The 21,020-nt window shown below is 43.8% G+C and carries 22 protein-coding genes; 14 read left to right on the top strand and 8 right to left on the bottom strand.

Going from position 1 to position 21,020, the window contains the following annotated elements; translation table 11 throughout:
- Positions 1-54: 54 nt before the first annotated feature.
- Complete coding sequence (locus ACZ1GZ_RS10205; protein WP_472664763.1) at positions 55-459, top strand: hypothetical protein; 405 nt, start codon at positions 55-57, stop codon at positions 457-459.
- 64 nt (positions 460-523) lie between these two features.
- Positions 524-1,024: a GNAT family N-acetyltransferase gene (locus ACZ1GZ_RS10200; protein ID WP_472664762.1), complete on the top strand. Its 501-nt coding sequence runs from the start codon at positions 524-526 to the stop codon at positions 1,022-1,024.
- A 22-nt stretch (positions 1,025-1,046) separates the two neighbouring features.
- On the opposite strand, the gene ACZ1GZ_RS10195 is transcribed toward ACZ1GZ_RS10200, so the two are convergent.
- The gene (locus tag ACZ1GZ_RS10195) at positions 1,047-1,898 is read right to left on the bottom strand and encodes a hypothetical protein (protein WP_472664760.1); all 852 of its coding nucleotides are present in this window, start codon (positions 1,896-1,898) and stop codon (positions 1,047-1,049) included.
- A 214-nt stretch (positions 1,899-2,112) separates the two neighbouring features.
- Positions 2,113-2,901 carry a hypothetical protein gene (locus ACZ1GZ_RS10190; RefSeq protein WP_472664759.1) on the bottom strand — a complete coding sequence of 263 codons (789 nt, stop codon included), beginning with the start codon at positions 2,899-2,901 and terminating at the stop codon, positions 2,113-2,115.
- Between the two features lie 403 nt (positions 2,902-3,304).
- Here ACZ1GZ_RS10190 and ACZ1GZ_RS10185 point away from each other — a divergent pair, with 403 nt between their 5' ends.
- Positions 3,305-4,684, top strand: coding sequence for a vanadium-dependent haloperoxidase (locus tag ACZ1GZ_RS10185; protein WP_472664758.1), 1,380 nt, complete (start codon positions 3,305-3,307; stop codon positions 4,682-4,684).
- Positions 4,684-5,688: a hypothetical protein gene (locus ACZ1GZ_RS10180; protein WP_472664757.1), complete on the top strand. Its 1,005-nt coding sequence runs from the start codon at positions 4,684-4,686 to the stop codon at positions 5,686-5,688. Before ACZ1GZ_RS10185 ends, ACZ1GZ_RS10180 begins: the two co-directional genes overlap by 1 nt.
- A 39-nt stretch (positions 5,689-5,727) precedes the next feature.
- Here ACZ1GZ_RS10180 and ACZ1GZ_RS10175 read toward each other — a convergent pair whose 3' ends face one another.
- Positions 5,728-6,318 carry a hypothetical protein gene (locus ACZ1GZ_RS10175; RefSeq protein WP_472664756.1) on the bottom strand — a complete coding sequence of 197 codons (591 nt, stop codon included), beginning with the start codon at positions 6,316-6,318 and terminating at the stop codon, positions 5,728-5,730.
- Between the two features lie 163 nt (positions 6,319-6,481).
- On the opposite strand from ACZ1GZ_RS10175, the gene ACZ1GZ_RS10170 reads away from it, so the two are divergent.
- From ACZ1GZ_RS10170 to ACZ1GZ_RS10145, 6 genes are all read left to right on the top strand, one after another.
- Positions 6,482-7,060: a TetR/AcrR family transcriptional regulator gene (locus tag ACZ1GZ_RS10170; RefSeq protein WP_472664755.1), complete on the top strand. Its 579-nt coding sequence runs from the start codon at positions 6,482-6,484 to the stop codon at positions 7,058-7,060.
- An 84-nt stretch (positions 7,061-7,144) separates the two neighbouring features.
- Positions 7,145-8,083 carry a hypothetical protein gene (locus ACZ1GZ_RS10165; protein ID WP_472664754.1) on the top strand — a complete coding sequence of 313 codons (939 nt, stop codon included), beginning with the start codon at positions 7,145-7,147 and terminating at the stop codon, positions 8,081-8,083.
- A gap of 53 nt (positions 8,084-8,136) precedes the next feature.
- The gene (locus tag ACZ1GZ_RS10160) at positions 8,137-8,475 is read left to right on the top strand and encodes a DoxX family protein (RefSeq protein WP_472664753.1); all 339 of its coding nucleotides are present in this window, start codon (positions 8,137-8,139) and stop codon (positions 8,473-8,475) included.
- Between the two features lie 88 nt (positions 8,476-8,563).
- Complete coding sequence (locus tag ACZ1GZ_RS10155; RefSeq protein ID WP_472664752.1) at positions 8,564-8,920, top strand: cupin domain-containing protein; 357 nt, start codon at positions 8,564-8,566, stop codon at positions 8,918-8,920.
- Between the two features lie 37 nt (positions 8,921-8,957).
- Positions 8,958-9,449, top strand: coding sequence for a P-loop nucleotide/nucleoside kinase family protein (locus ACZ1GZ_RS10150; RefSeq protein ID WP_472664751.1), 492 nt, complete (start codon positions 8,958-8,960; stop codon positions 9,447-9,449).
- 42 nt (positions 9,450-9,491) lie between these two features.
- Positions 9,492-10,691 carry an NADH:flavin oxidoreductase/NADH oxidase family protein gene (locus tag ACZ1GZ_RS10145; protein WP_472664750.1) on the top strand — a complete coding sequence of 400 codons (1,200 nt, stop codon included), beginning with the start codon at positions 9,492-9,494 and terminating at the stop codon, positions 10,689-10,691.
- Positions 10,692-10,726: 35 nt separating this feature from the next.
- Here ACZ1GZ_RS10145 and ACZ1GZ_RS10140 read toward each other — a convergent pair whose 3' ends face one another.
- Positions 10,727-11,143 carry a hypothetical protein gene (locus tag ACZ1GZ_RS10140; protein WP_472664749.1) on the bottom strand — a complete coding sequence of 139 codons (417 nt, stop codon included), beginning with the start codon at positions 11,141-11,143 and terminating at the stop codon, positions 10,727-10,729.
- A 237-nt stretch (positions 11,144-11,380) separates the two neighbouring features.
- Positions 11,381-11,854 (bottom strand): Lrp/AsnC family transcriptional regulator, encoded by a 474-nt coding sequence (locus ACZ1GZ_RS10135; RefSeq protein ID WP_472664748.1) that lies wholly within the window; start codon positions 11,852-11,854, stop codon positions 11,381-11,383.
- Positions 11,855-11,977: 123 nt separating this feature from the next.
- Here ACZ1GZ_RS10135 and putA point away from each other — a divergent pair, with 123 nt between their 5' ends.
- Positions 11,978-15,466: a bifunctional proline dehydrogenase/L-glutamate gamma-semialdehyde dehydrogenase PutA gene (gene putA / locus ACZ1GZ_RS10130; protein WP_472664747.1), complete on the top strand. Its 3,489-nt coding sequence runs from the start codon at positions 11,978-11,980 to the stop codon at positions 15,464-15,466.
- A gap of 25 nt (positions 15,467-15,491) precedes the next feature.
- On the opposite strand, the gene ACZ1GZ_RS10125 is transcribed toward putA, so the two are convergent.
- Positions 15,492-16,394 carry a LysR family transcriptional regulator gene (locus tag ACZ1GZ_RS10125; RefSeq protein WP_472664746.1) on the bottom strand — a complete coding sequence of 301 codons (903 nt, stop codon included), beginning with the start codon at positions 16,392-16,394 and terminating at the stop codon, positions 15,492-15,494.
- A gap of 143 nt (positions 16,395-16,537) precedes the next feature.
- Here ACZ1GZ_RS10125 and ACZ1GZ_RS10120 point away from each other — a divergent pair, with 143 nt between their 5' ends.
- On the top strand, positions 16,538-17,290 hold the full coding sequence (locus tag ACZ1GZ_RS10120) for a methyltransferase domain-containing protein (RefSeq protein WP_472664745.1): 753 nt from the start codon (positions 16,538-16,540) through the stop codon (positions 17,288-17,290).
- Between the two features lie 176 nt (positions 17,291-17,466).
- Complete coding sequence (locus tag ACZ1GZ_RS10115; protein WP_472664743.1) at positions 17,467-18,534, top strand: NAD(P)-dependent alcohol dehydrogenase; 1,068 nt, start codon at positions 17,467-17,469, stop codon at positions 18,532-18,534.
- Between the two features lie 9 nt (positions 18,535-18,543).
- On the opposite strand, the gene ACZ1GZ_RS10110 is transcribed toward ACZ1GZ_RS10115, so the two are convergent.
- On the bottom strand, positions 18,544-19,419 hold the full coding sequence (locus ACZ1GZ_RS10110; RefSeq protein ID WP_472664742.1) for a DMT family transporter: 876 nt from the start codon (positions 19,417-19,419) through the stop codon (positions 18,544-18,546).
- Positions 19,420-19,647: 228 nt separating this feature from the next.
- Between ACZ1GZ_RS10110 and ACZ1GZ_RS10105 the strand changes: the two genes are divergently transcribed.
- Positions 19,648-20,460: an FkbM family methyltransferase gene (locus tag ACZ1GZ_RS10105; protein ID WP_472664741.1), complete on the top strand. Its 813-nt coding sequence runs from the start codon at positions 19,648-19,650 to the stop codon at positions 20,458-20,460.
- 45 nt (positions 20,461-20,505) lie between these two features.
- Here ACZ1GZ_RS10105 and ACZ1GZ_RS10100 read toward each other — a convergent pair whose 3' ends face one another.
- Entirely contained in the window at positions 20,506-21,000 is a 495-nt protein-coding gene (locus ACZ1GZ_RS10100) for a GNAT family N-acetyltransferase (protein ID WP_472664740.1), read from the bottom strand.
- Between the last annotated feature and the right edge of the window lie 20 nt (positions 21,001-21,020).

Genomic DNA, 21,020 nt, shown 5'->3' with positions numbered 1-21,020 from the left:
GCAATTTTGGTCATACTGAAATTCAAGCTCTGGCGCGAAGTTAAGAGGGTCAATTTGGCCCAACGTATTTGCGCACTATTGCTCGGGCCTGTGGCTGTTTTCAGCATGTTTTTGTTGTATATTTTATTGGGCAATGTGGACGCAGGCGGCATGGGAATGTCAATTTTCATATTGATGTTTTATCTTGCGCTTATCACGCCCGTATTTGCGGTAATCGTAATTTTAACGAAGGCCAAATCGTTCATAACGATAGTTGCAATCGCGCTGGGCACCAATTTACTTTATTTAGCTGGGCAATTTTTATCGAGTGACAATCCAAACCGAGCGGCCAATTTATTAGATTTTGAGCTTTTGAGCGTTCTTACCATCAATGCAGCGATTTTCGCTGTGTGTTATTGGGCGTATATAAAGAACTGGCCGCGCCTTAACCTCCCATCGAAGATTGAAGGAAACGAATAGTTTGTACTCGTCACATTTGCAGTGTAAACTTAACATAAGAGTCAGTATAAAGGTGCGCGCATAGATGATTGAACCTGTTCATTCTCAAGGTGATATTAAAACGATAGTCAAACTTGCTAAAGCTATTTGGCACGAACACTATGCGCCTATGATCGGAACAGACCAGGTCAGCTATATGCTGGAGCATTTTCATTCAAAAGACGTCATTGCTGATGAGATCAACGATCAGGGACATCTTTATTTCCTTATCAAACATCAAGGTCGTGCCATTGGTTATATGGGTGTGCAACCGCACAAAGACGAAGGAAATGGCGTATTACAACTTTCAAAACTCTACATTCTTTCATCAGAGCGCAGCCGAGGAATTGGCCGCATGGCAATCGGCTATCTTGTAGATTTAGCAGATGATCTTGACCTGAATAGCATTCGTTTAACGGTCAACAAAAACAACACGCATTCAATTGCCGCTTATGAAAAAATGGGTTTTGAAAAAACCGGTACTGCCCTTACCGACATCGGCGGTGGTTATGTAATGGATGATTTTGTTATGGAACTTTCCATCTAGCTCCAATCAAATTTCACAACTCTTACAATTGTGCAGACGCCTGCATGCCAAACTGCTGCTCTGCACGCTTGGTACAAGGTATAAAGTCATCCGGATGGTCTAGCAATAACTGCATTTTCTGGTTGAGTTTACGTGTAAAACGCTTGCTTGGGACACGGATTTTGATCTGTTGAAGAACACGTTTGTCCGCCCTTGTATTTAACAGTGTTTTTGCCCAATCAAGCCCCTCATCACCATAATATTGATGCGCATCTTTGAGTGTGCGTTGCGCAACGACAAGATAGTTACCCAATGCTGCGAGATGTGTTTGACCACCTTCTGCTTGAAGTGCCCGCTGTCTTGCGAGCCACATACGGGCAACAATACTCTCTGGCGATGTAAGTTTGTCAGAGAATTCGCGTTCTTCAACGAGTTTTTGAACCATTCCACCTTTGATGCTCTCAAACGCTTTTGAGCCGTCAGCGATCTTGGTATATGGCTTTGTTCCAAAGCATTTTACACTGAGCGGATTGGATGAGCTGAGATCCGCGATTTTATCTTTTAAAGGATGTGGCGAGTTTTGCTGCTCCTGCGCCATCATTTCTTTTACATTGCTTTTGTTTTTGTCTTTATTCTTCGCAGCTACATTTGACTTTTTCTCGGCAGTTTTGTCAGCTTGTTGCTGTGATTTTGCTTCCTGCTCAGATTTTTCAAACGCATCGAGTGCTTTTTTATCCACTTTGCCAAATTCGGAACTCACACCACCTGACATATCTAGCCGATATGATTCAGCAAGGACAATTTCATTATCCTCAGCGAGCATACTCATTGTCGCAATTTGTCCACCCAACAAGCAAATAGCGGTGATAAATAATACCAAACCGCGGTGACGCATAATGAACTCATATGACTTTTTGTATGGCACCATGACACTAAAAAATCTTCTTGCTCACTTGAAATTATGAGGATCAAGTTTCGCTTATTTCTCTTCGCCACCCAAATAATGATCGATCAGATCATTGATCGGCGGTTAAACACTAATAAATCTTTTGAGTAAATTTTTTATTACAAACTAGCTATCAGAGCTTTTGACCTTCAACGTCATATATTTAAGAGCCAGAGGAACGCTCGGTCAAAACCTGTTTTGCACGGATACTACATGGGATAAACTGAGTTACATCCTGTGCAAATAATTGCATATTTTGGTTCAATCGTCTTGTGTAAAACTTAGATGGGATGATCTCTTGAATATGTTCAGCCAATTCAAAGTCATACTCTGTTTGCACCAGTTTTCGAGCCCATTTATATCCATCGTCACCAAAGTGTTTATGTGCGTCAATCAATGTATTTTGCACCTGAAGCAAATATAGCCCAAACGTACGAAAACGCTGCGGCGTTCCTTCAGCTTGCAGTGCCGCCTCTCGTACAAGCCAAATATCTGCCATCAGCTTTTCCCGAGATACCCCGGTATTTTCTGGAATACCATCATCGATATATTTGCTGACCAATTCGTAATCGATATTTCGCCAATCCTGAGATCTGATTGGGCTTACATCATAAGGTGTGACGCGAAAGCATTTTGAATTTAAGGCTTCGAGTTCGTTCAACTGGTTGATTTTTGCGTCGAGCTGATCGGATGTATATGCTGCATTGGTAGGAACTTGCGCATTTGCAAGGCGCAGCAGTTGCCCATTTGACACTGTATGAATGACGCTCGCACCGCGCAGTGATGACGTTGTAATTGGATCAATACCAAATTCAGGATATGCATCGATTTCGCCTCGATCAATTACCTGATCATATTTAAAAACAAACACCAACGCTAATATTGCGAAAGCGCAACCCACCCATGCAATTGGTTTTGCATGTTTTATATTTCGATGTCGATTAATCGTCATAGCCCGCACGTTCTGATAACACTTCGTTTTGTGAGGCAATTCATAAAACTTCGCTAGAAACGATCTAACGATTATAAAACTCGGTGCGCCACTCTACGAGACCGGAACTTAACAAGCACACATTACATCGATGTAAAATCAATTGTTAAAATTTTCTCTATTGTTGAAATGATTATAAATCATAAACTTCAAAGAACTCATTTCTGTCCTTTGAACCCTGCGGAACATTGTGGCTTTTGAGGTATGTGAAATGTCGATCTACAACACAACTAAAAATAGAATTTTTATTACAAAATACCTACAATAAATACTCATTTTTTCTACCCCCTCTGCGTAACAATTTTAGATTTTATTAACCATAAATATCCATATTACACAGGGATTAAGGGCATTACTGATTAGCATGACATTATCACGTAGAAACTTCTGCAAAACACTTGCTGTCGCGTCAGCTACGGGACTTGGCGCATGCGCGTCTCCTTATGGGTCTAAATCTTCTTACATTTCGAAGATTATTCATCCACGCCATCACAATACAGTATTTCATTGGCTTGATATTCTTCTCCAACAAATTCGAGAACAACGCACCCCACCACCTCGAGCAGCGGTCGTTCTTGCTATGCCATTAACCGCTGGCTTTTTAGCAGCCAACGGGTTGGAAAAACGTTACGAGGAACATTTCAGATTGCCAGAGGGCCCATTTGAAGGTCTGGCAGAAGTCGCCTATGCAAGCGCATTTGCAACAACTGCTGCAGATTTGATGGAGACCCCTTTCCTGGCTGAGACATCTGATTTTTATCGTAAGTTTCCAAATGGTGTGGCAAAGGAAAACGCGATCTCTTGGGGGCGCCATGTTGGCAAGCACCTACTTAGAATGCGGGTCGATGATGGGTCAGAACCCAGCGAAGTCAACTATTATCTGGGGCGATACAAACGCCAGACCGGTGCAATTAAATGGTCACCAACAGGACCTTTTTATAGCTCAAAACCAGGACCAGCCTTTGGTAGTTTTGCGCGCGGATTGTTTCCTGGGCAAGGCAAAATTACACCTTGGACGATGCGCAGCTCTGATCAATTTCGCGCGGCTCCGTTTTACGATGTTCGCGGCTCAGAATTTGCGGAAGAATATAACTATATCAAGGCTATCGGCGGCAAAAGCTCAGCGATTAGAACCAAAGATCAAGAAGAAATCGCGCTATTTTGGGAGGATGGGCCATGGGGTATTACTCCGCCCGGACATTTCCTTCAGATTGCCATGCAAGTGCTTCAGCATAAAGGTATGAGCTTTATCGAAATGGCGCGCGCTTTTGCACTTTTGGGTATGACCCAGTGTGACGCATCTATTTCTGCATGGGACAGTAAATACCACTACGACATTATCAGGCCGGAAACAGCCATTCGCTCACGCGCACCTGAATTTCAAAACCAATATCAGCGCCTTTACGCTCAACGTAATTGGCAGAGCTATTTACCGACACCTGAATTTCCCTCTTACACCTCCGGTCATTCGACATTTGGTGCTGCCGGAACGAAAATGATCGAATTACTGAATGGAAGTAATCGCATATCAATTAATGGTCAACCACCGGATCAAGTTATATGGCCGCAAATTAAAGGCGTTACGCGTCATTGGTCGAGTTTGAGCCAGATCAATGATGAGAATGGCATGAGCCGCATATATGGCGGTGTTCACTGGCAAAAAGATCATACAGAAGCGGTGCGTGCAGGTTATGGGATTGCGCACCAGGCCTTTCACAGTTTGTTTCCAGAAAGGGCTCGATAATGGCTCCTCTATTTAAAACCACATTGTGCGCGAGCCTTGTTCTCACAGCGATTGCACCCCATGCGCAAGGTCAGGAACGGCGGTTGTTTTATGACCAAATTTCTATGGTGGAAGAACCGTTAGCAACGCAGATTGGTGATACGACGCTTTCGCTTCGTGGCTCGGTTGAGTTGCCTGTGCAATCCTCTAGTACTGACAAGAAAGTTGAATTGGGATTTCGTGGTGCCTTTGAAGTGAAAGCTGAAACCCAGCTGGTAAACTCTTTGAAGGTCGCAGCGTCTTACGCGGCTGAATACGATTATTTGAACAGCGACCAATTCACCGACAAAGTTATTTTATCCGCGACCGGATTTTTAGGTTCGCTATATTTGGGTAATGTGTCAGACATGTTGCGCGAAAGCATGTCTAGGACATCCGGGGTTGGCAATGCGGATCTGGCTTATGATGGTAATTGGGGTCAGTTAGCGCGGTGGTCTGTAGCGCATCTTTCGCGACATGGCCCCTATCGGACAGGCTTGGCCGTCGATGAGAACGGGAAGTTTGAACTTGGCTTTATCTTCCAGCGACCGGTTCAAACGCTTGAACACAAATATGCGCTTCGCTTAACGAGTGCTCAGCTCAGTCCAACAGGTAGCAATTTCAAGTTAGATACAATTGCAGCACAGGGCATTGCAGAGCTCATTTACGGAAGCAGCCTTTACAGCTTTGGCGGCGGGATCGAGCAAATAAAGGGACCTCTTAGTAGCGCAAATCGATGGTTTGTCTCAGCTGGTGCGCAAACTAAAATTGGAGTTGTAAGCGTGTCAGCAGATGCTCAATACGGACAATTGAGAGGACAAAACTCTCTCTCAGCAGCTCTTGGAGCACGCTATGACTTTGCCCGTGGTGCATCTGTCAATCTTGGCATCAACTACAAGGATGCAGATGTCATTTTAGATGGCGTACAGTTGCGTAAGGATGATAATGTTGTAGAAGGGATTTTATCTTTAAGATATGATTTTTAGATTCAAACAATCAGTCTAATAAATTGAATTCTATGTAGTTTAAGACGTTGCACCGCATTCATTTGCAATAGGTCTAATGACCTTTTTAAGGCCTCTCACATTAAATGTCGCAATTGAGACCTCATGATTGGCTTGTACAGCTCTTACGACCAATTCCTCGCCCTCTATAAGATCAGTAATAACCGATTTGGTGACTTCAGAATCCCAAACGCCAATCATTTTTTGTGATTTAGACAGGCTCATCCTCATGACCTTGAGAACGCGATCATTGACCTTGTAATAGACTTTTTGATAGCCGTATCCGTTAATATCCATTCGCCTGAAGAAATCGAGATATAATGAAATTTGATCATCGATGCATCCGATATGCAAATCAGCACGCTCGGGCCCATTGCGAGTTAATACATTGTCATCACCAATGATCGTTAAAACATCGCGGCCATTATGGTTGATAAACTCCCAAACGATGGGTAATTCTTCCTCGTCTTTTTCTTCCTTAGGCTGGAACAAGATATCATAACAAGCAAGGCGTTCAGTATCGACAAACATACGCGCGCAATCCTGCGCAGTGCCCATACCATAAGCGCTTTTTGACAACACCAATAATGCGATCAGATAGAAAATTCTCATGATACGCCTTTATACTCAAACTCAACTTGCGCTCACAATCTAGCAAAGCACGTTTAACAGAGGCTAAAGACATGTCATGGAATATAACCACATAGTACATAGCAATCAGCTTTTATTATGCGCCATTAAATGATAGCGATACCGCATTAGGGAATTAAGACATATGGCACGTCCGGTTTCGGGAAACAAAGAACAAGATATTCGAAAAGCTACTGTGGCTGAGGTGTCTGCTGTGGGCTCAACCGCAGTGTCTGTCAACAAAATTGCCAAACGCGCTGGTGTTTCTGTGGGTACGATATATCGATTTCACGAAACGAAAGACGATTTGCTGTTTGCCGTTTATCTTGCCGTTAAAACAGATATTCACCATGCGATTATGCGCGCTACCCATGCTGAGCAATCGACACAGGATAAAATCCGTGCCATGTGGTTTGGTCTGGTTGAATATGCAATTCAGGCGCCGCAAGACTTTTTGTTTGTTGAAATGCTAGCGCCCGAAGCGCGCGTAAGCATGCGTGATACAACTTTGCTCGATGAAATGCGTGATGAGATTTTGCAACAAATTGACCAAGGTGTTGAAGATGGCACTTTGGTTAAAGCTAGTACGAAATCCATCGAACTCATGCTTGCGGCACCTGCTATTTCTTTGGCTAAGCGAGCGTCTTTATCAGGGGTGGAACCGGATCAAAACCAACTCGATGAAGTCTTTTCTCTGGTTTGGGCAAGTATTTCAAAACACTAAAAATGTTTTCAGCGAAAAGATATTGACTTTGGTGAAATCACATCTATTAATGAGCAACTACTCATTAATAGATGGAACTGTGTTATGCCCACAAACAAACATTCAAAAGTCGCCGTAGCCGTTGCAGCAGTGCTGGCTTTAACATCGAGCACCTTTGCAGGAAGCATGAGCGATGGAGAAATCCAAAATGGTTATAAGGAACATGCGGCAAAAGCGCAGTTTTATCGCTGGTATCAATATTATGAACGAGCTGAAGGCGGGCTTGAGAACGCAATTGATATTCTTTCGCCTGATGTATTTATCAAATCAACTCTTGGCGAAGCAAAAGGAACGCAAGCCTATCGCGAGCGGGTAGCTCAACTTCCGACAAGTTGGAAAAATGCCCACCTGGTCAACAAGGTTGAAACAAGTGTTGAAGAAGATGGCTCGGTTTCGCTGAATGCTCACATTACCTATCTAAATGAAGGAGCGAATGAAGATGGCTCGCTCCGTGCCGCTGAACTTGATTACACAACAAAACTAATTCCATCTGGTGCATTACTGCCAAAATTTTCTTCTATTGAAATTGCGCTCGACAAACCATCAGATAAAGAAAACTATGTCGATGCCTATGCAACAAACAGAGCGTTAAGCGTTGTTCATTATTGGCTGGCGATCATCGAGGACCCTGCCCGCAACCCAGAACCAGCAAAAGAAATTTTAGCAGACGGATTTTCATTAAACTTCTCAAGCGGTGTAATTACCGACTTTCAAGGCCTAGAAGCCTGGCTCACAGGTCCTGCGGCGAGTGTATCAGCGAGTTCACACTCTTTAAAAAATTTTACCGCGCGATCCACCAATGACGAAGAAATTAGGCTGACTGTCGGTTTTGATTGGCAAGGAATATTGCCTGACGGCACGCGCCTTGAAGCTGAAACATTGCATAATTGGACCCTGACAAATGATGTGACCGAACGATTTGCACGCATTAAAAGCGTTGATGTTGAGATCATCAAACCCTTCCAACCTGTTGCCAATCAATAGTAAATCACGGCGCTGATTGATTTCTATCTGCGCCTTTTTACCTTGGAATTGTTATGATTTATTGGATATCGACCAGCCTTTTATCAACCATGCTTTGTGCCAGCGCATTGAGCTATCTTTTTCATCAAGGCACCATAGATGGCGTCAAAGAATTAGGATTTCCAAACCATTTTCGAATACAATTGGCAGTTATGAAATTGGCAGCGGGTCTTGTCTTGATCTTACCTTTTTTCCCAAACGTTATAAAAGAATGGGCTTATATTGGTTCAGCAATATTTCTAATCACCGCAATTGTCGCACATTTTGCCCATGGTGACCCTTGGTATTTCAATGCCGTCAACGTCGTTTTTCTTGTTGTATTATTCACATCTCGGCATTTTTTAACCGCATAAAACAACTCATATTTTATTATTTTGTTTGCTTGAAGGAATACCCCAAGCGCATTAAGCTTTGGCCATATTGCGTATGAGGAGCGAACATATGAAAAGCGTCAACCTTGGTGACAAACTAGCCCAATTTTCGACCCATTGGGACCCGCACGTTGTAGCAGATTATAATGATAATGACGTTATGGTGGTTAAGTTTAAGGGTGAGTTTCCTTTTCATAAACACGACAATACTGATGATTTCTTTCTTGTTCTTGAGGGTGAAATGGTCATGGATATCGAAGGTGAAGAACCTCAGATCGTCAAGGCCGGCGAGTTATTTATCGTTCCGAAAAACGTTGTGCATCGCCCACGCGCGGAGAAAGAGGTAAAAGTCCTCTTGATTGAGCCGAAAGGGGAACCTAACTCTGGAGATGCGGATCGAGAACCGGCACCAAAACCACGCATCTAAATAGACCAAATTAAACTCAGACATAAATGGACTTAATATGCTGAACGCCACCCCCATCCTACATTTAATGTGTGGCAAAATTGCCTCCGGCAAATCCACGCTTGCAGCAAATCTGGGAAGCCAAGACGGGCATCTGATTATCTCTGAGGATGATTGGCTCGCAACGCTGTTTTCTGATCAAATGACCTCCATATCGGACTATGTCAGGTGTTCAAGCAAACTGCAGTATATCATGGCGCCTCATGTGATTGCGTTGTTAAATGCTGGGGTTTCCGTTGTATTGGATTTTCCGGCAAACACGCCGACACAACGTGCCTGGATGAAAAACGTCATCGAAGGGAGCAAAGCTGAGCATCAATTGCATTTTCTGGATTTGCCGGACAAAACATGTATCGAGCGTTTGCACGACCGAAATGCCTTGGGTGAACATCCATTTGCTGCTTCTGAGGAACAGTTTGCACAGATATCCAAGCACTTCTCTCCACCAACAGATGATGAAGGTTTTAACATTGTCTACCATCGCAATTAATGTTGCCCTCCCATTTTAGCGACACAGAGTTAGGTCCTCATTATGTCAGATGTTGTCATGTTTTCCCCATATACGTTGCCTTGCGGACAAAGGATAAAATCAAGGCTGATCAAATCAGCCATGTCCGATTCACTGGGCGATGGAACAGGACATCCATCTAACGCGCAGATTACGCTTTATGAGCGTTGGGCGGATGGCGGCATTGCAGCTTCAATAATTGGTGAAGTTCAAGGGTTTTCAGGTTTTGCAGAAAAACCTGGCAATTTGGTACTAAACGATCATTCTGATCTCGATAGATTTGAGCAACTTGCGAAAAAAGCGCAGAAAAACGGAAATCAGTTGTGGTTGCAGCTCGGTCATGCCGGTGCATTGTCATATGCACCCATCAGCACAGCCAAAGGTCCCAGCGTGGTCGATCTTGACGGATTGTCATGCCAAGCACTTAGCGTTGATGAAATCAAAGATACGATTACACAATTTGCAAAATCAGCTTTACTTGCAAAACAAACTGGATTTGGGGGTATCCAAATACATGCAGCACATGGATTTTTACTCAGCCAGTTTTTATCCCCTTTGTTTAATACAAGAGATGATGAATATGGCGGCTCGATTGAAAACCGCATGCGTTTGTTGATCGAAACAATCAGCGCTGTTCGGGTAGCTGTAGGTGACAAGTTCCCGATTGCAGTTAAACTTAATTCATCTGATCAGCTTGAAGGTGGGTTAACTCAAGATGACGCACTCGTCGTTATAAAAGCGCTCGATCAAACATCAATTGATCTGATTGATATCAGCGGCGGCACATACTTTCCCGGTGCTAAATCTGCATCAGATGGCGCAGGTAAAGGCCCCTACTTTCTTCAATTTGCCAGCGCAGCACGCAAAATCACCACAAAGCCTTTGATGTTAACAGGCGGTTTTAAAACACATGCTCAAGCCGTTGATGCTTTGAACAATGGCATCGTCGATTTTATTGGTTTGGCGCGCGCACTTATTCTTGATCCTTCATTGCCAAATCATTGGCAAATGGGAGGGAATCTAGCACCGGAATTTCCGAAATTTACGCATAGCCCTGAAGGCGGTTTAACCGCATGGTATACGATGCGCATCACCGATATTGGCGAAAACAAACCAATGCATACGCATTATGACCTTGATATTGAAAAAGCAATTAGCACCTATGAAATGCGCGATGAAACACGCACCAAAACCTGGCTTGAACACTTTGGTAATGGAACGTGATCAATAAAAACCGGCATGTTGCCCGAAAATAAAAATTAGATACTCGACCCGTTCTTATCAGGCATCAAAAACATACCCTTGGCACTTTGTGAAGTCAGCCGTTCATCACTGTAATATTCTTTTAGAAAATTATGTTCTAGCAGATCTTGGTTGGCGTTTATGAAACTGTGAAGGTCCTCACCAGGCTGCATTCGCTCCGAAATGATGCTCATACAAGCAAGTGTGATTGTGAGGTTAAATTTATTATTTTCTCCGGCCTTTGTCGCAATGGCATGTAAGGATTCTGAATAAATTTGTACCGCCATTAAAAAATCAAAACGTAGCAGAATCTCATGTGCAACACATACATGATCAAGATGAGAAAACTCGGCTGCATCAATTTCTTGGCTTAAGAATTCGTCGGTAAACTCCTCATAATTTCGGACAATTGTGACAGGCGATGACAAATTCATTTTAAAACCTTAGCTAGCGGATCCGAAATAGTATTACACACAGAATAAGTACCGTATTTTTACGAAAAAGTATATCAAGATCCGTGCAGCCTTTTATCCAATAAACAAGACATTTCATTCCTCACGCTAAGTTTTGTTCTTTGATGTGATTGAAATCGTGATCCAAATGATATTTTTTCTGCCAAAGTGAACGTAGATAACGCAGTTTTGCCAGTAAAACTGGTCGAAGGCATGTATCTAGTTATTGGGAGCTTTGTCTTCTTTTACAGATTCCATCGCCACATAAGTTGAAGAACTCGCAACATGCGGAAGCGCTGAGATTTTTTCACCCAAAACTTCGCGATAGGCGTTGATATCTTTTGTGCGCACTTTGAGCAAATAATCAAAAGGTCCAGCAATCATGTGGCACTGTTCAATCTCAGCAATGCCTTCCACCGCTTTGTTAAAACTCAAAAGCGCGTTCTTGGTTGTATCGCGCAGCTTCACTTCCGCAAAAGCAACGTGACCGCGTTCAAGTTTTTGATAATCAACACTTGCTCTAAAACCGGTAATAAAGCCTTCATCAATCAAACGTCGCATGCGCACCTGACAAGGAGTTTTGGATAAACCTACATGCTTTGCCAAATCGGTAACCGTCATGCGACCATCAATTAAAAGCGCATCAATTATCCGCAAATCATATTGATCTAACTGACTTAAATTTATACTCATTGAAATTAATTTCTCCACCTTCTCACAATTATTTGGTCGATTGTTACAATAAATTGTAGATAGAAGTCAAAATGACCGATCAAAAAATGCTACCCTTATAATAACTTTAAAAGGATTAGCTTTATGACCATTTTGGAAAACCATCGCAATTTGATCCGCAAACTTGCCCGCGCGGACGAGTTTGAAGTTTTATCTCAACTGAGACAAAAATATGAACCTTGCGCGCAAACGCGACAAGCTACAAATTCTCGGGCGATCGATTTGGTTCAGAACATCCGATCCGATGGTCGCCCGGGATTGATGGAAGTGTTTTTGGCCGAATATGGTCTATCCACAGATGAGGGCGTTGCCCTAATGTGTTTGGCTGAGGCATTGTTGCGTGTTCCTGATGCCGAAACAATTGATGAGCTGATTGAAGATAAAATCTCTCCCTCCTCCTGGGGCGAACATTTAGGGAGCTCCAGTTCATCATTGGTCAATGCATCTACTTGGGCACTTATGCTGTCGGGAAAAGTACTAAAAGACCCCAAAGGCAATGGCATTGCTGATCTTTTGCATAGCGCGGTTAAACGGTTGGGAGAACCTGTCATTCGTCTTGCGGTACAAAGCGCGATGAAAGAAATGGGGCATCAATTTGTTTTGGGTGAAACGATACAAGAGGCTGTCGAACGCGGTAAACCATCGAAGGATATAGGATATACTTATTCTTATGACATGCTGGGTGAAGCCGCTTTAACCTACAAAGATGCAACTGTGTTTTTTCATGCTTATTGCGATGCCATTCGCGCACTTACAAGCCATTCAAATTCTGATGACATTACGAAAAATCCTGGGATTTCGATCAAACTATCAGCACTTCACCCAAGATATGAATTGGCGAAAAAAGAACGTGTGATGGAGGAATTAGTCCCGCGCGTGCGTGAACTTGCAATATTGGCAAAATCAGCACAAATGGGATTGAATATTGATGCAGAAGAAGCGGATCGTCTTGATTTATCTCTTGATATTATTGAGAGCGTATTGCGCTCGAAAGAGCTTGAAGGCTGGGACGGTTTTGGTGTTGTTGTGCAGGCGTTTGGCAAGCGCGCGTCTGCTGTGATTGATTGGCTTTATGCGCTTTCAATCGAGCTGGATCGCAAGATTATGGTACGCTTGGTGAAAGGTGCCTATTGGGATACGGAAATCAAACTCGCCCAAATAGACGGCGTCGATGACTTTCCCGTTTTCACCCAAAAAGCACATACAGATGTGTCCTATATTTGCTGCGCCCAACAGCTTTTGACCATGACCGATCGCATATATCCGCAATTTGCCACTCATAACGCGCATACAATTGCTGCGATCTTGGAACTATCAGACGACAATTCCGTTTTTGAATTCCAACGTTTACATGGCATGGGCGAACCTTTGCACGATTTGGTCTTGAAAACTCAAGGCGTTAAAGACCGGATATACGCACCTGTTGGTGCGCACAGAGATCTGTTGGCGTATCTTGTTCGGCGCTTGTTAGAAAATGGCGCTAATAGTTCATTTGTCAATCAAATCGTCGATGAAGATGTCCCTGCAGAAATTGTCGCGAGTGACCCATTCGATAAGCTCAACTCTGATATTGCGACATCGCCGAATAACGTCATTAACCCAAGAGATTTATATCATCCTGAGCGGAAAAACTCACAAGGTTGGGATTTATCAAACTTCGATGATCTTACTATGTTTGATAAGGTGAGAGCACCCTTTAGAAACCACCAATGGAAGGCTGAACCGCTCATATCTGGCCCTATTAACGCATCTTACAAAGTTGAGGTCCGAAACCCCGCTGATCCCAACGATATTGTCGGCACTGTGGTACATGCCAATGAACATGATGTTGAAACAGCAATTAGCTCTGCTTCAAACTGGCAATCTACTCCGTCAGACAAGCGGGCAGAAATCTTAAACATTGTTGCGGATCTTTACGAAGAAAATGCTGGAGAAATCTTTGCAGTCTTGTGCCGAGAAGCGGGCAAAACCCCGCTGGATACAGTTGCGGAAATTCGAGAGGCCGTTGATTTTTTAAGGTATTATGCTGCGCAAGCCAGAACGCTTGATAGCGATCAAGCGCGCGGGATCATTAGCTGCATATCACCTTGGAACTTTCCGCTTGCAATTTTCACCGGACAGATCGCAGCTGCATTAGCTGCAGGAAACAGCGTCTTGGCAAAACCTGCAGACCCAACTCCGATCACAGCATATATTGCCGTTAAGCTTATGCATAAAGCCGGTGTCCCTAACGACGTGATCCAACTCTTACCAGGTGCTGGTACAATTGTTGGCGCTAAAATTACATCTGATCAACGTATAGATGGTGTGTGCTTTACCGGTTCCACATCGGTTGCGCAGTTCATCAACAACGCAATGGCAGGAACGCTTGCACCAGACGCTTTGTTTATTGCTGAAACAGGTGGCTTAAACGCAATGATCGTCGATTCAACTGCCCTGCCCGAACAAGCCGTTCAAGATATTGTTGAATCGGCATTTCAATCCGCAGGCCAACGTTGTTCCGCATTGCGTATTCTTTACCTTCAAGAAGATATCTCAGAGGAATTTATCGACATGTTATATGGCGCGATGGAACAACTTACCATCGGACAGCCTTGGGATATAAGAACTGACATTGGCCCCGCTATCAGCCATAATGCCCAGCAACACATCTCTTCTTACATTGCAGATGCCCATCAGGATGGCAGATTGTTAAAACAACTCAGCACCCCAAAAACTGGGCATTTTGTTGCGCCATCTGTGATTACAGTCGATGGCATTGGCGATTTAGAAAAAGAAGTGTTTGGACCTGTCTTACATATTGCGACATTCAAAGCTGAGCAAATTGATCAAATTGTTGATGATATTAATGGCAGTGGCTATGGACTTACTTTTGGCCTACACACTCGCATTGATGACCGTGTTGAACAAATCACAAGCCGTCTGAACGTTGGCAATATCTATGTTAATCGCAACCAAATCGGTGCTGTTGTTGGCTCGCAACCTTTCGGTGGCGAAGGCATGTCTGGCACCGGTCCCAAAGCAGGTGGTCCGCACTACGTTCCTAAATTCGTGGCAAAAAGCCTAGAAAACCATGCCGTTATCAATGGCACACAAATAAATGTAAAAGCATTACAGGATAAGCTTAATCAGCTTGCTCAGACGCCACAACGCAAATTATCTACGTCCGATTTGCCCGGTCCTACAGGGGAATCAAACCGTTTATCCACCATCTCTCGAGGCACCATATTATGTTTGGGGCCAAGCCTGGATGATGCGAAAGCGCAATATGTGATCGCTAAAAACAATGGCTGCGAAGCCATTATGATTGCCCCTGATGCTGTTGGAGACAACGCAATGTCTGGGCTATTATCAAGAGAGCATCTTTCTGAATTAAGCCATATAGATGGCGTTGCGCTATGGTCTGATAAAGATGATTTAAATCTGGCACGGATTGCGCTTGCAAAACGCTCCGGGGCAATTATCCCACTCATGACTTCGCGCGATATGGCACAGCAATGTATCATTGAACGGCATATTTGTATTGATACAACAGCTGCGGGGGGAAATGCATCGTTATTAGCAGGGCAATAGCAGCTTAAATAAAATAGTTTGAGTACTAAAGTCCACGCCGCTTGGCTGCGTATTCGCTCGCGATGAAATCAAACACCGTGCGCACGCGGCGACTTGTGTGCAATTCGCGATGTGCGACCAGCCACACGGGATAGACCATTTTGCGAAAACTAGGCATAAGCGAACGAACCTTTGGTTCTAAATCACCAACACGCTCAGGCATAATGCCAATGCCGACACCTGCTTTTGTCAGCTCCCAATGAACCATATGGGTGCCTGAGCGCACCGCGATATTATCATCTGAGATCTCAAGTCCGATACTCGACAGCTGTTTTACCATTTCATCGGATGAATCAAAGCCAACAAATTTATGATTTTTAAGATCCCGCAACTTAGTCGGAACGCCATATTTTTCAATATAGTCCCCTGAAGCATATAACATTGCGACTTCTTCACCGATCTTACGCGCCACCAGGTCATTTTCTTTTGGGCGATAGTTTCGCATGGCAATGTCAGCCTCTCTGCGACGCAAGTCCTTGCTATCGTCAGATGCTGCGACTTCAACTTCAACACCAGGATGAATTTTCCGCAATTTTGCGATAATTGGTGCTAGGTCGTAGATCGCCGTCACTTCTGTTGCTGTAATACAGATAGAACCTTCTAATGCTTCTGATCGTCCGGTTGCCGCTAACGACATTTGGCTGGCAGCTTCACCCATATTCCTCACATGTGATAAAAGCTCATGGCCGGACGGGGTGAGTGTAAGCCCGCGCCCCAAACGCTCAAAAAGTACAACCCCCAGCTCCTCTTCGAGCGCATCAACCTGCCGCCCAAGTGTAGGTTGGGCCATACCAAGTGCTTTTGCAGCAGCCGATAAAGACCCCTCTTCTGCGGTAACTAAAAAAGCGCGCGCTCTGTTCCAATCAAATTTTACCGATTTCCAATCCATGCATATATGCATATCACTCTTACGAAATTAGTCAATTTACCGCTGCATTACGCATTGGTATAAATTCCACAATAAACACACAAATGACCTTAGGCGCCTGGTCATAGGTAAACTTTACATTTCTTTACAAACGGGAAACACCCATGACACATTCTTCCGTTAAACCTTTGGATCAGGACGTAAAACAAGCTATTTCATCAGGCGACAATGATATGACAGCTCTTACATACAACAACAGTTCAAACCCTAAGCCATCCGACAAAAAAGCAGCTAACCACAAAGCATCTCTATTTTGGGATAAAATTGCAGCACGGTATGCAGCACGCTCAGTTGATGACCCAAAAGCATATGAGCACACTCTTGCTCGCACAAAAGCGCATTTAAAACCGAGCGACCACATGTTGGAACTTGGCTGCGGCACTGGCACAACATCGCTTATTCTTTCCGATCATGTGCGTCATATTACAGCGCAGGATTTTTCAAAAGAAATGATCGATATCGCTGAGAAAAAGCGCGAAATCGACGGTACAAACAATGTGACTTTTGCGCAAAGCAGCGTCGATGATCTTCCCAGCTTTGAAACTTACGATGTGGTTTTTGCATCATCACTTTTACATCTTTTACCGGATTTAGACGATGCGCTGTCGCGCATTCAACAATCGGTTGAGCCTGGCGGCCTGTTTATCTCCAAAACAGTATGCCTTAAAAACCAGAGCCTGCTTTACGACATCATGGTACCCCTCATGAGGCTGATCGGCAAAGCACCTTATGTCAACTTTATCACGGGAGATGAAGTTGAAGAAAAAATCAAACAAAACGGTTTTGAAATTCTCGAAGCGGATGACCACAATCACAAACCCGCTTGCCGTTTTGTTGTTGCGCGTCGCATAGCCTGACCACAACTTCGCTCGGAGCCACAAACTCTATAACGAGCGATGCGGGTTATGACAGAACGCTGCACTCCGCTCCACCTATCAGGGCACTAATCCCCCTGAAAGCCCTTCGATAGGTGGAGCACTCCTGATCGTTTTTGCCAACTAATTGGGTTGGCTTGATATTGAAAGATAGTTTGATGACCAACCACTATTCTCCAGATGCATTTTCCGGCAATACATTTTCCAAAGACAGCTTTTTAATGAGTTTGCCAAAACCAACAAAAATGAAAGCCGCAACCTATTCCAAATACGGCCCGCCAATAGTCGTTGGCATCCAAGAGGTTCCTGTGCCAGAGATCAAAGACCATGAGGTTTTGATCCGCATTCGTGCGGCCAGCGTATCTTCTGGCGACTGGCGGGCGCGTTCTCTTAATTTACCAAAAGGATTTGGGATATTGGGTCGTTTAATTTTTGGTTTTACCGGTCCGCGCAAACCAATCCTTGGAACGGAACTTTCAGGAGAGATCGTTGATACCGGCAAAGATGTGACTGAATTTGTCGTTGGCGACCAAGTTATCGCATTTGCCGATGCCGAGTTTGGTTGTCACGCTGAATATCGGGCCTTTGATCAAAACGGGTTGATCACCAAAAAGCCGAAAAACTTAAGCTTTGAACATACCGCTGCCCTCTCCTTCGGCGGGACTACAGCGCTAAGTTTTTTAAGAGATAAAGCCAAAGTGCAGCAGGGTGAGAAAGTGCTCATCATTGGCGCTTCTGGATCAGTAGGTTCAGCTGCTGTTCAAATCGGCAAATATCTTGGCGCCGATGTCACCGGTGTTTGCTCCACACGCAATCTCGATATTGTTCGAGAATTGGGTGCAGATCATGTGATTGATTACACAGTGGAAAACGCCACTCAACTCGGCGAGAAATATGATGTGATCCTCAACGCTAATGCTGAAATCAAAATACAAGAATATGAGCGTATTTTGCGACCTGGTGGCCGGTTAGTTTTGGTACTTGGCTCTTTTGCCCAAGCCATTGGGCTTGAACGCATGTCAAAACGCGCGAGAAAGCAAGGTAAGCGTGTCATCGGCGGAGTTGCCACAGCAACGCGTCATGACATTGAATTGCTCGCACATTTAGCGAGTAACCTGCAATTCACGCCAGTGATCGAACATGTTTATCCATTTAGTGATATCATGTGCGCCCATGCGGCCGTTGAAAGCGGGCATAAACGCGGCAATGTGATTGTTAAGATGTGAAGAGCTTGCTCATTGACCTTTCACAACTCGCTCGCGCCACATCATATAGATGCCAGATGCCACAATAAGTGCGGCACCTAATAGCACCCAAAACCCTGGGGTTTCATCAAATATTATAATTCCAAACGCCATCAAAAAGATGAGCCTTGAATATCGATAAGGTGACACGACAGAAACTTCCGCAGCACGTACTGATGCAATGATAAACAAGTAACCAAAAGCGCCCAGCAAAATCATTGCGATGATCGATGGCAAATGTGCAATAGGTGGTACAAAGCTCTCCCCCTTCCAAATCATCCAAAGCAAGGGCACCGGTATTGTGGCCATCATCGTGTAGCAAGCTAAGCTCGCAGAGGACATATTATCTGGCGTAACCCTTGTCGTCAGATCACGAATTGAAAGAGCAATCGCAGCGCTAAACGCAAGTAATACCGCAGGATCAAATGTCGCTGCACCGGGTTGAATAATCATCAACACACCAATGAACCCGATGATGATTGAGCTCCACCGCCGCCAGCTAACGCGTTCGCCAAGCAATAATACTGCGCCAAATGTTACTAAGAGCGGAACTGATTGTATGATAGCTCCAATGGTGGAAAGATCAATCAGTGACAAAGCTAAAACCATACTGATTAATCCTACAATTTCAGCGATATATCGTATGATAAGTACTTTAGATATGGCACGTTTGTTCCAAATATTATCACCTTGATAAATTACCATTGACGCAAATACGATCAAGCTGCCCGTTGTAAGAAAGAAGATGGTTTGTGCGGGTGAAATAGCTCCTGCAACAACTTTGATTAAGGTATCTGTCGCTGCGAACATGAACATGGAGATGACCATAAAAATGATGGCTTTTGTGTTATTTTGTTTAGTCATCATTTTGGTTCCATACCCGCTTAACTGCTCAAGTGTTCACCACTATCAGACATAAACCATCTCGCCAATTAGAACTTATGATATTCTGGTAAAGTATTGAAGTATTGAGACAATTTTCTTTTTGGAATCGTGAACAGCACGCCGTGTCCTAACCATAGAAAAAACATCTTACGAAAGTTCGACATTTCACTCAAAACCATATAATTGTGAGATTATCACATGGGGGATGCGATGAAATTAAAAGAATTCTTTTATAAGTTCGGACTGCGTCCCAATTATAAGTTTTTTCCCTCAATTAAAACATCCATTGGAACCCACAAAGGTAACAATGTTGAGTTTTATCAATGGCGGGAACCAAAAGCTGTAGATTTAAAACTCAACAACAATGAAATCGCTGAGCTATCATCCTTCATAAATGAAGGTGATACCGCCATCGATGTAGGTGCGCATATAGGCGATAGCACAATACCGATTGCGTTGGCATGCGGCGCAAAAGGCAAGGTGTTTGCCTTTGAACCAAACCCGATTGTATTTGCAACTTTAGCCAAAAATGCCTCGATCAATACTGATCTGGCACACATTATTGCGCTTCCATTTGCCTGCACCGATGAAGATGTTCAAATGAGCTTTAAGTATTCTGAAGCATCCATGTCCAACGGTGGTGATAAAAGCAATGCTGGTTTTCGGGATGGTCACACATTTCCCATGCCAGTCAATGGCTTGAACCCCTTATCATTTTTAGAAGATCGATATGCTGAGGACCTCAATAAGTTACGTTATATCAAGATCGATGTTGAGGGCCTAAATTACCTTGTTTTAAAGCAGTTGGAGACATTGATCGATCAACAAAACCCCTATATCAAATTTGAACTCGCTAAATTTACCAGCGACGATATGCGGTCTTCACTACAGGCTTTCTTCAAAGACAAATCTTACAAGTTTTATCGTGTGAACGAAGAACAAACCCAGCTAGCTGGTTTTGAAGCTGGAAATGATATTTTTTATTATCCAAAACATTGCGATGTATTTTGCGTACCGCAATAACCACGGCAATTTCTTGTTTTAAAGCTAAGTCTGAAAACATTTACTCTATTTAGAATGCTTCAAACAAAGATAGACGCTATCGACCCACTCATCGCCAATTTTGAAAGTTTTTGTTGCCCGGTGGGTCTCGATAAAGCCGAGACGTTTTAATAGGCCCAAAGATCTTACATTGCGCGGGTCAACATCTGCGGTGATTTTCGTAAGTTTCTTATGTGAAAACCCGTAATCGATCAGCGCAAGTATTGCCTCTTTGGCCAACCCTTTGTTCCAATATTCCGGATGGAAAATAAATCCGATTTCCGGAAATCGCCAAAAACCAGCTTTACCAATGACTTTATCTTCAAACACCACAACAAAATCTTCACCCTGATCAGATGAAATATCAATCATGCCTTGGACAAAATATTGAGTTTGCGAGATCTTTGAATGTGGCGGGGTGTCCCAATATGCCATTGCATCTGGATGAGCAAAGACATCAAATAGCGCATTTGTGTCTTCTAATTTAGCACTACGCAAAGTTAGCCGTTCGGTCTGGATCATCAAAAATGCACCTGATTTGC

The organism is Lentilitoribacter sp. JB5-8 (assembly GCF_055693385.1).
The sequence above is the reverse complement of the archived record's forward strand: the minus strand, read 5'-3'. Positions and strand labels throughout refer to the sequence as shown.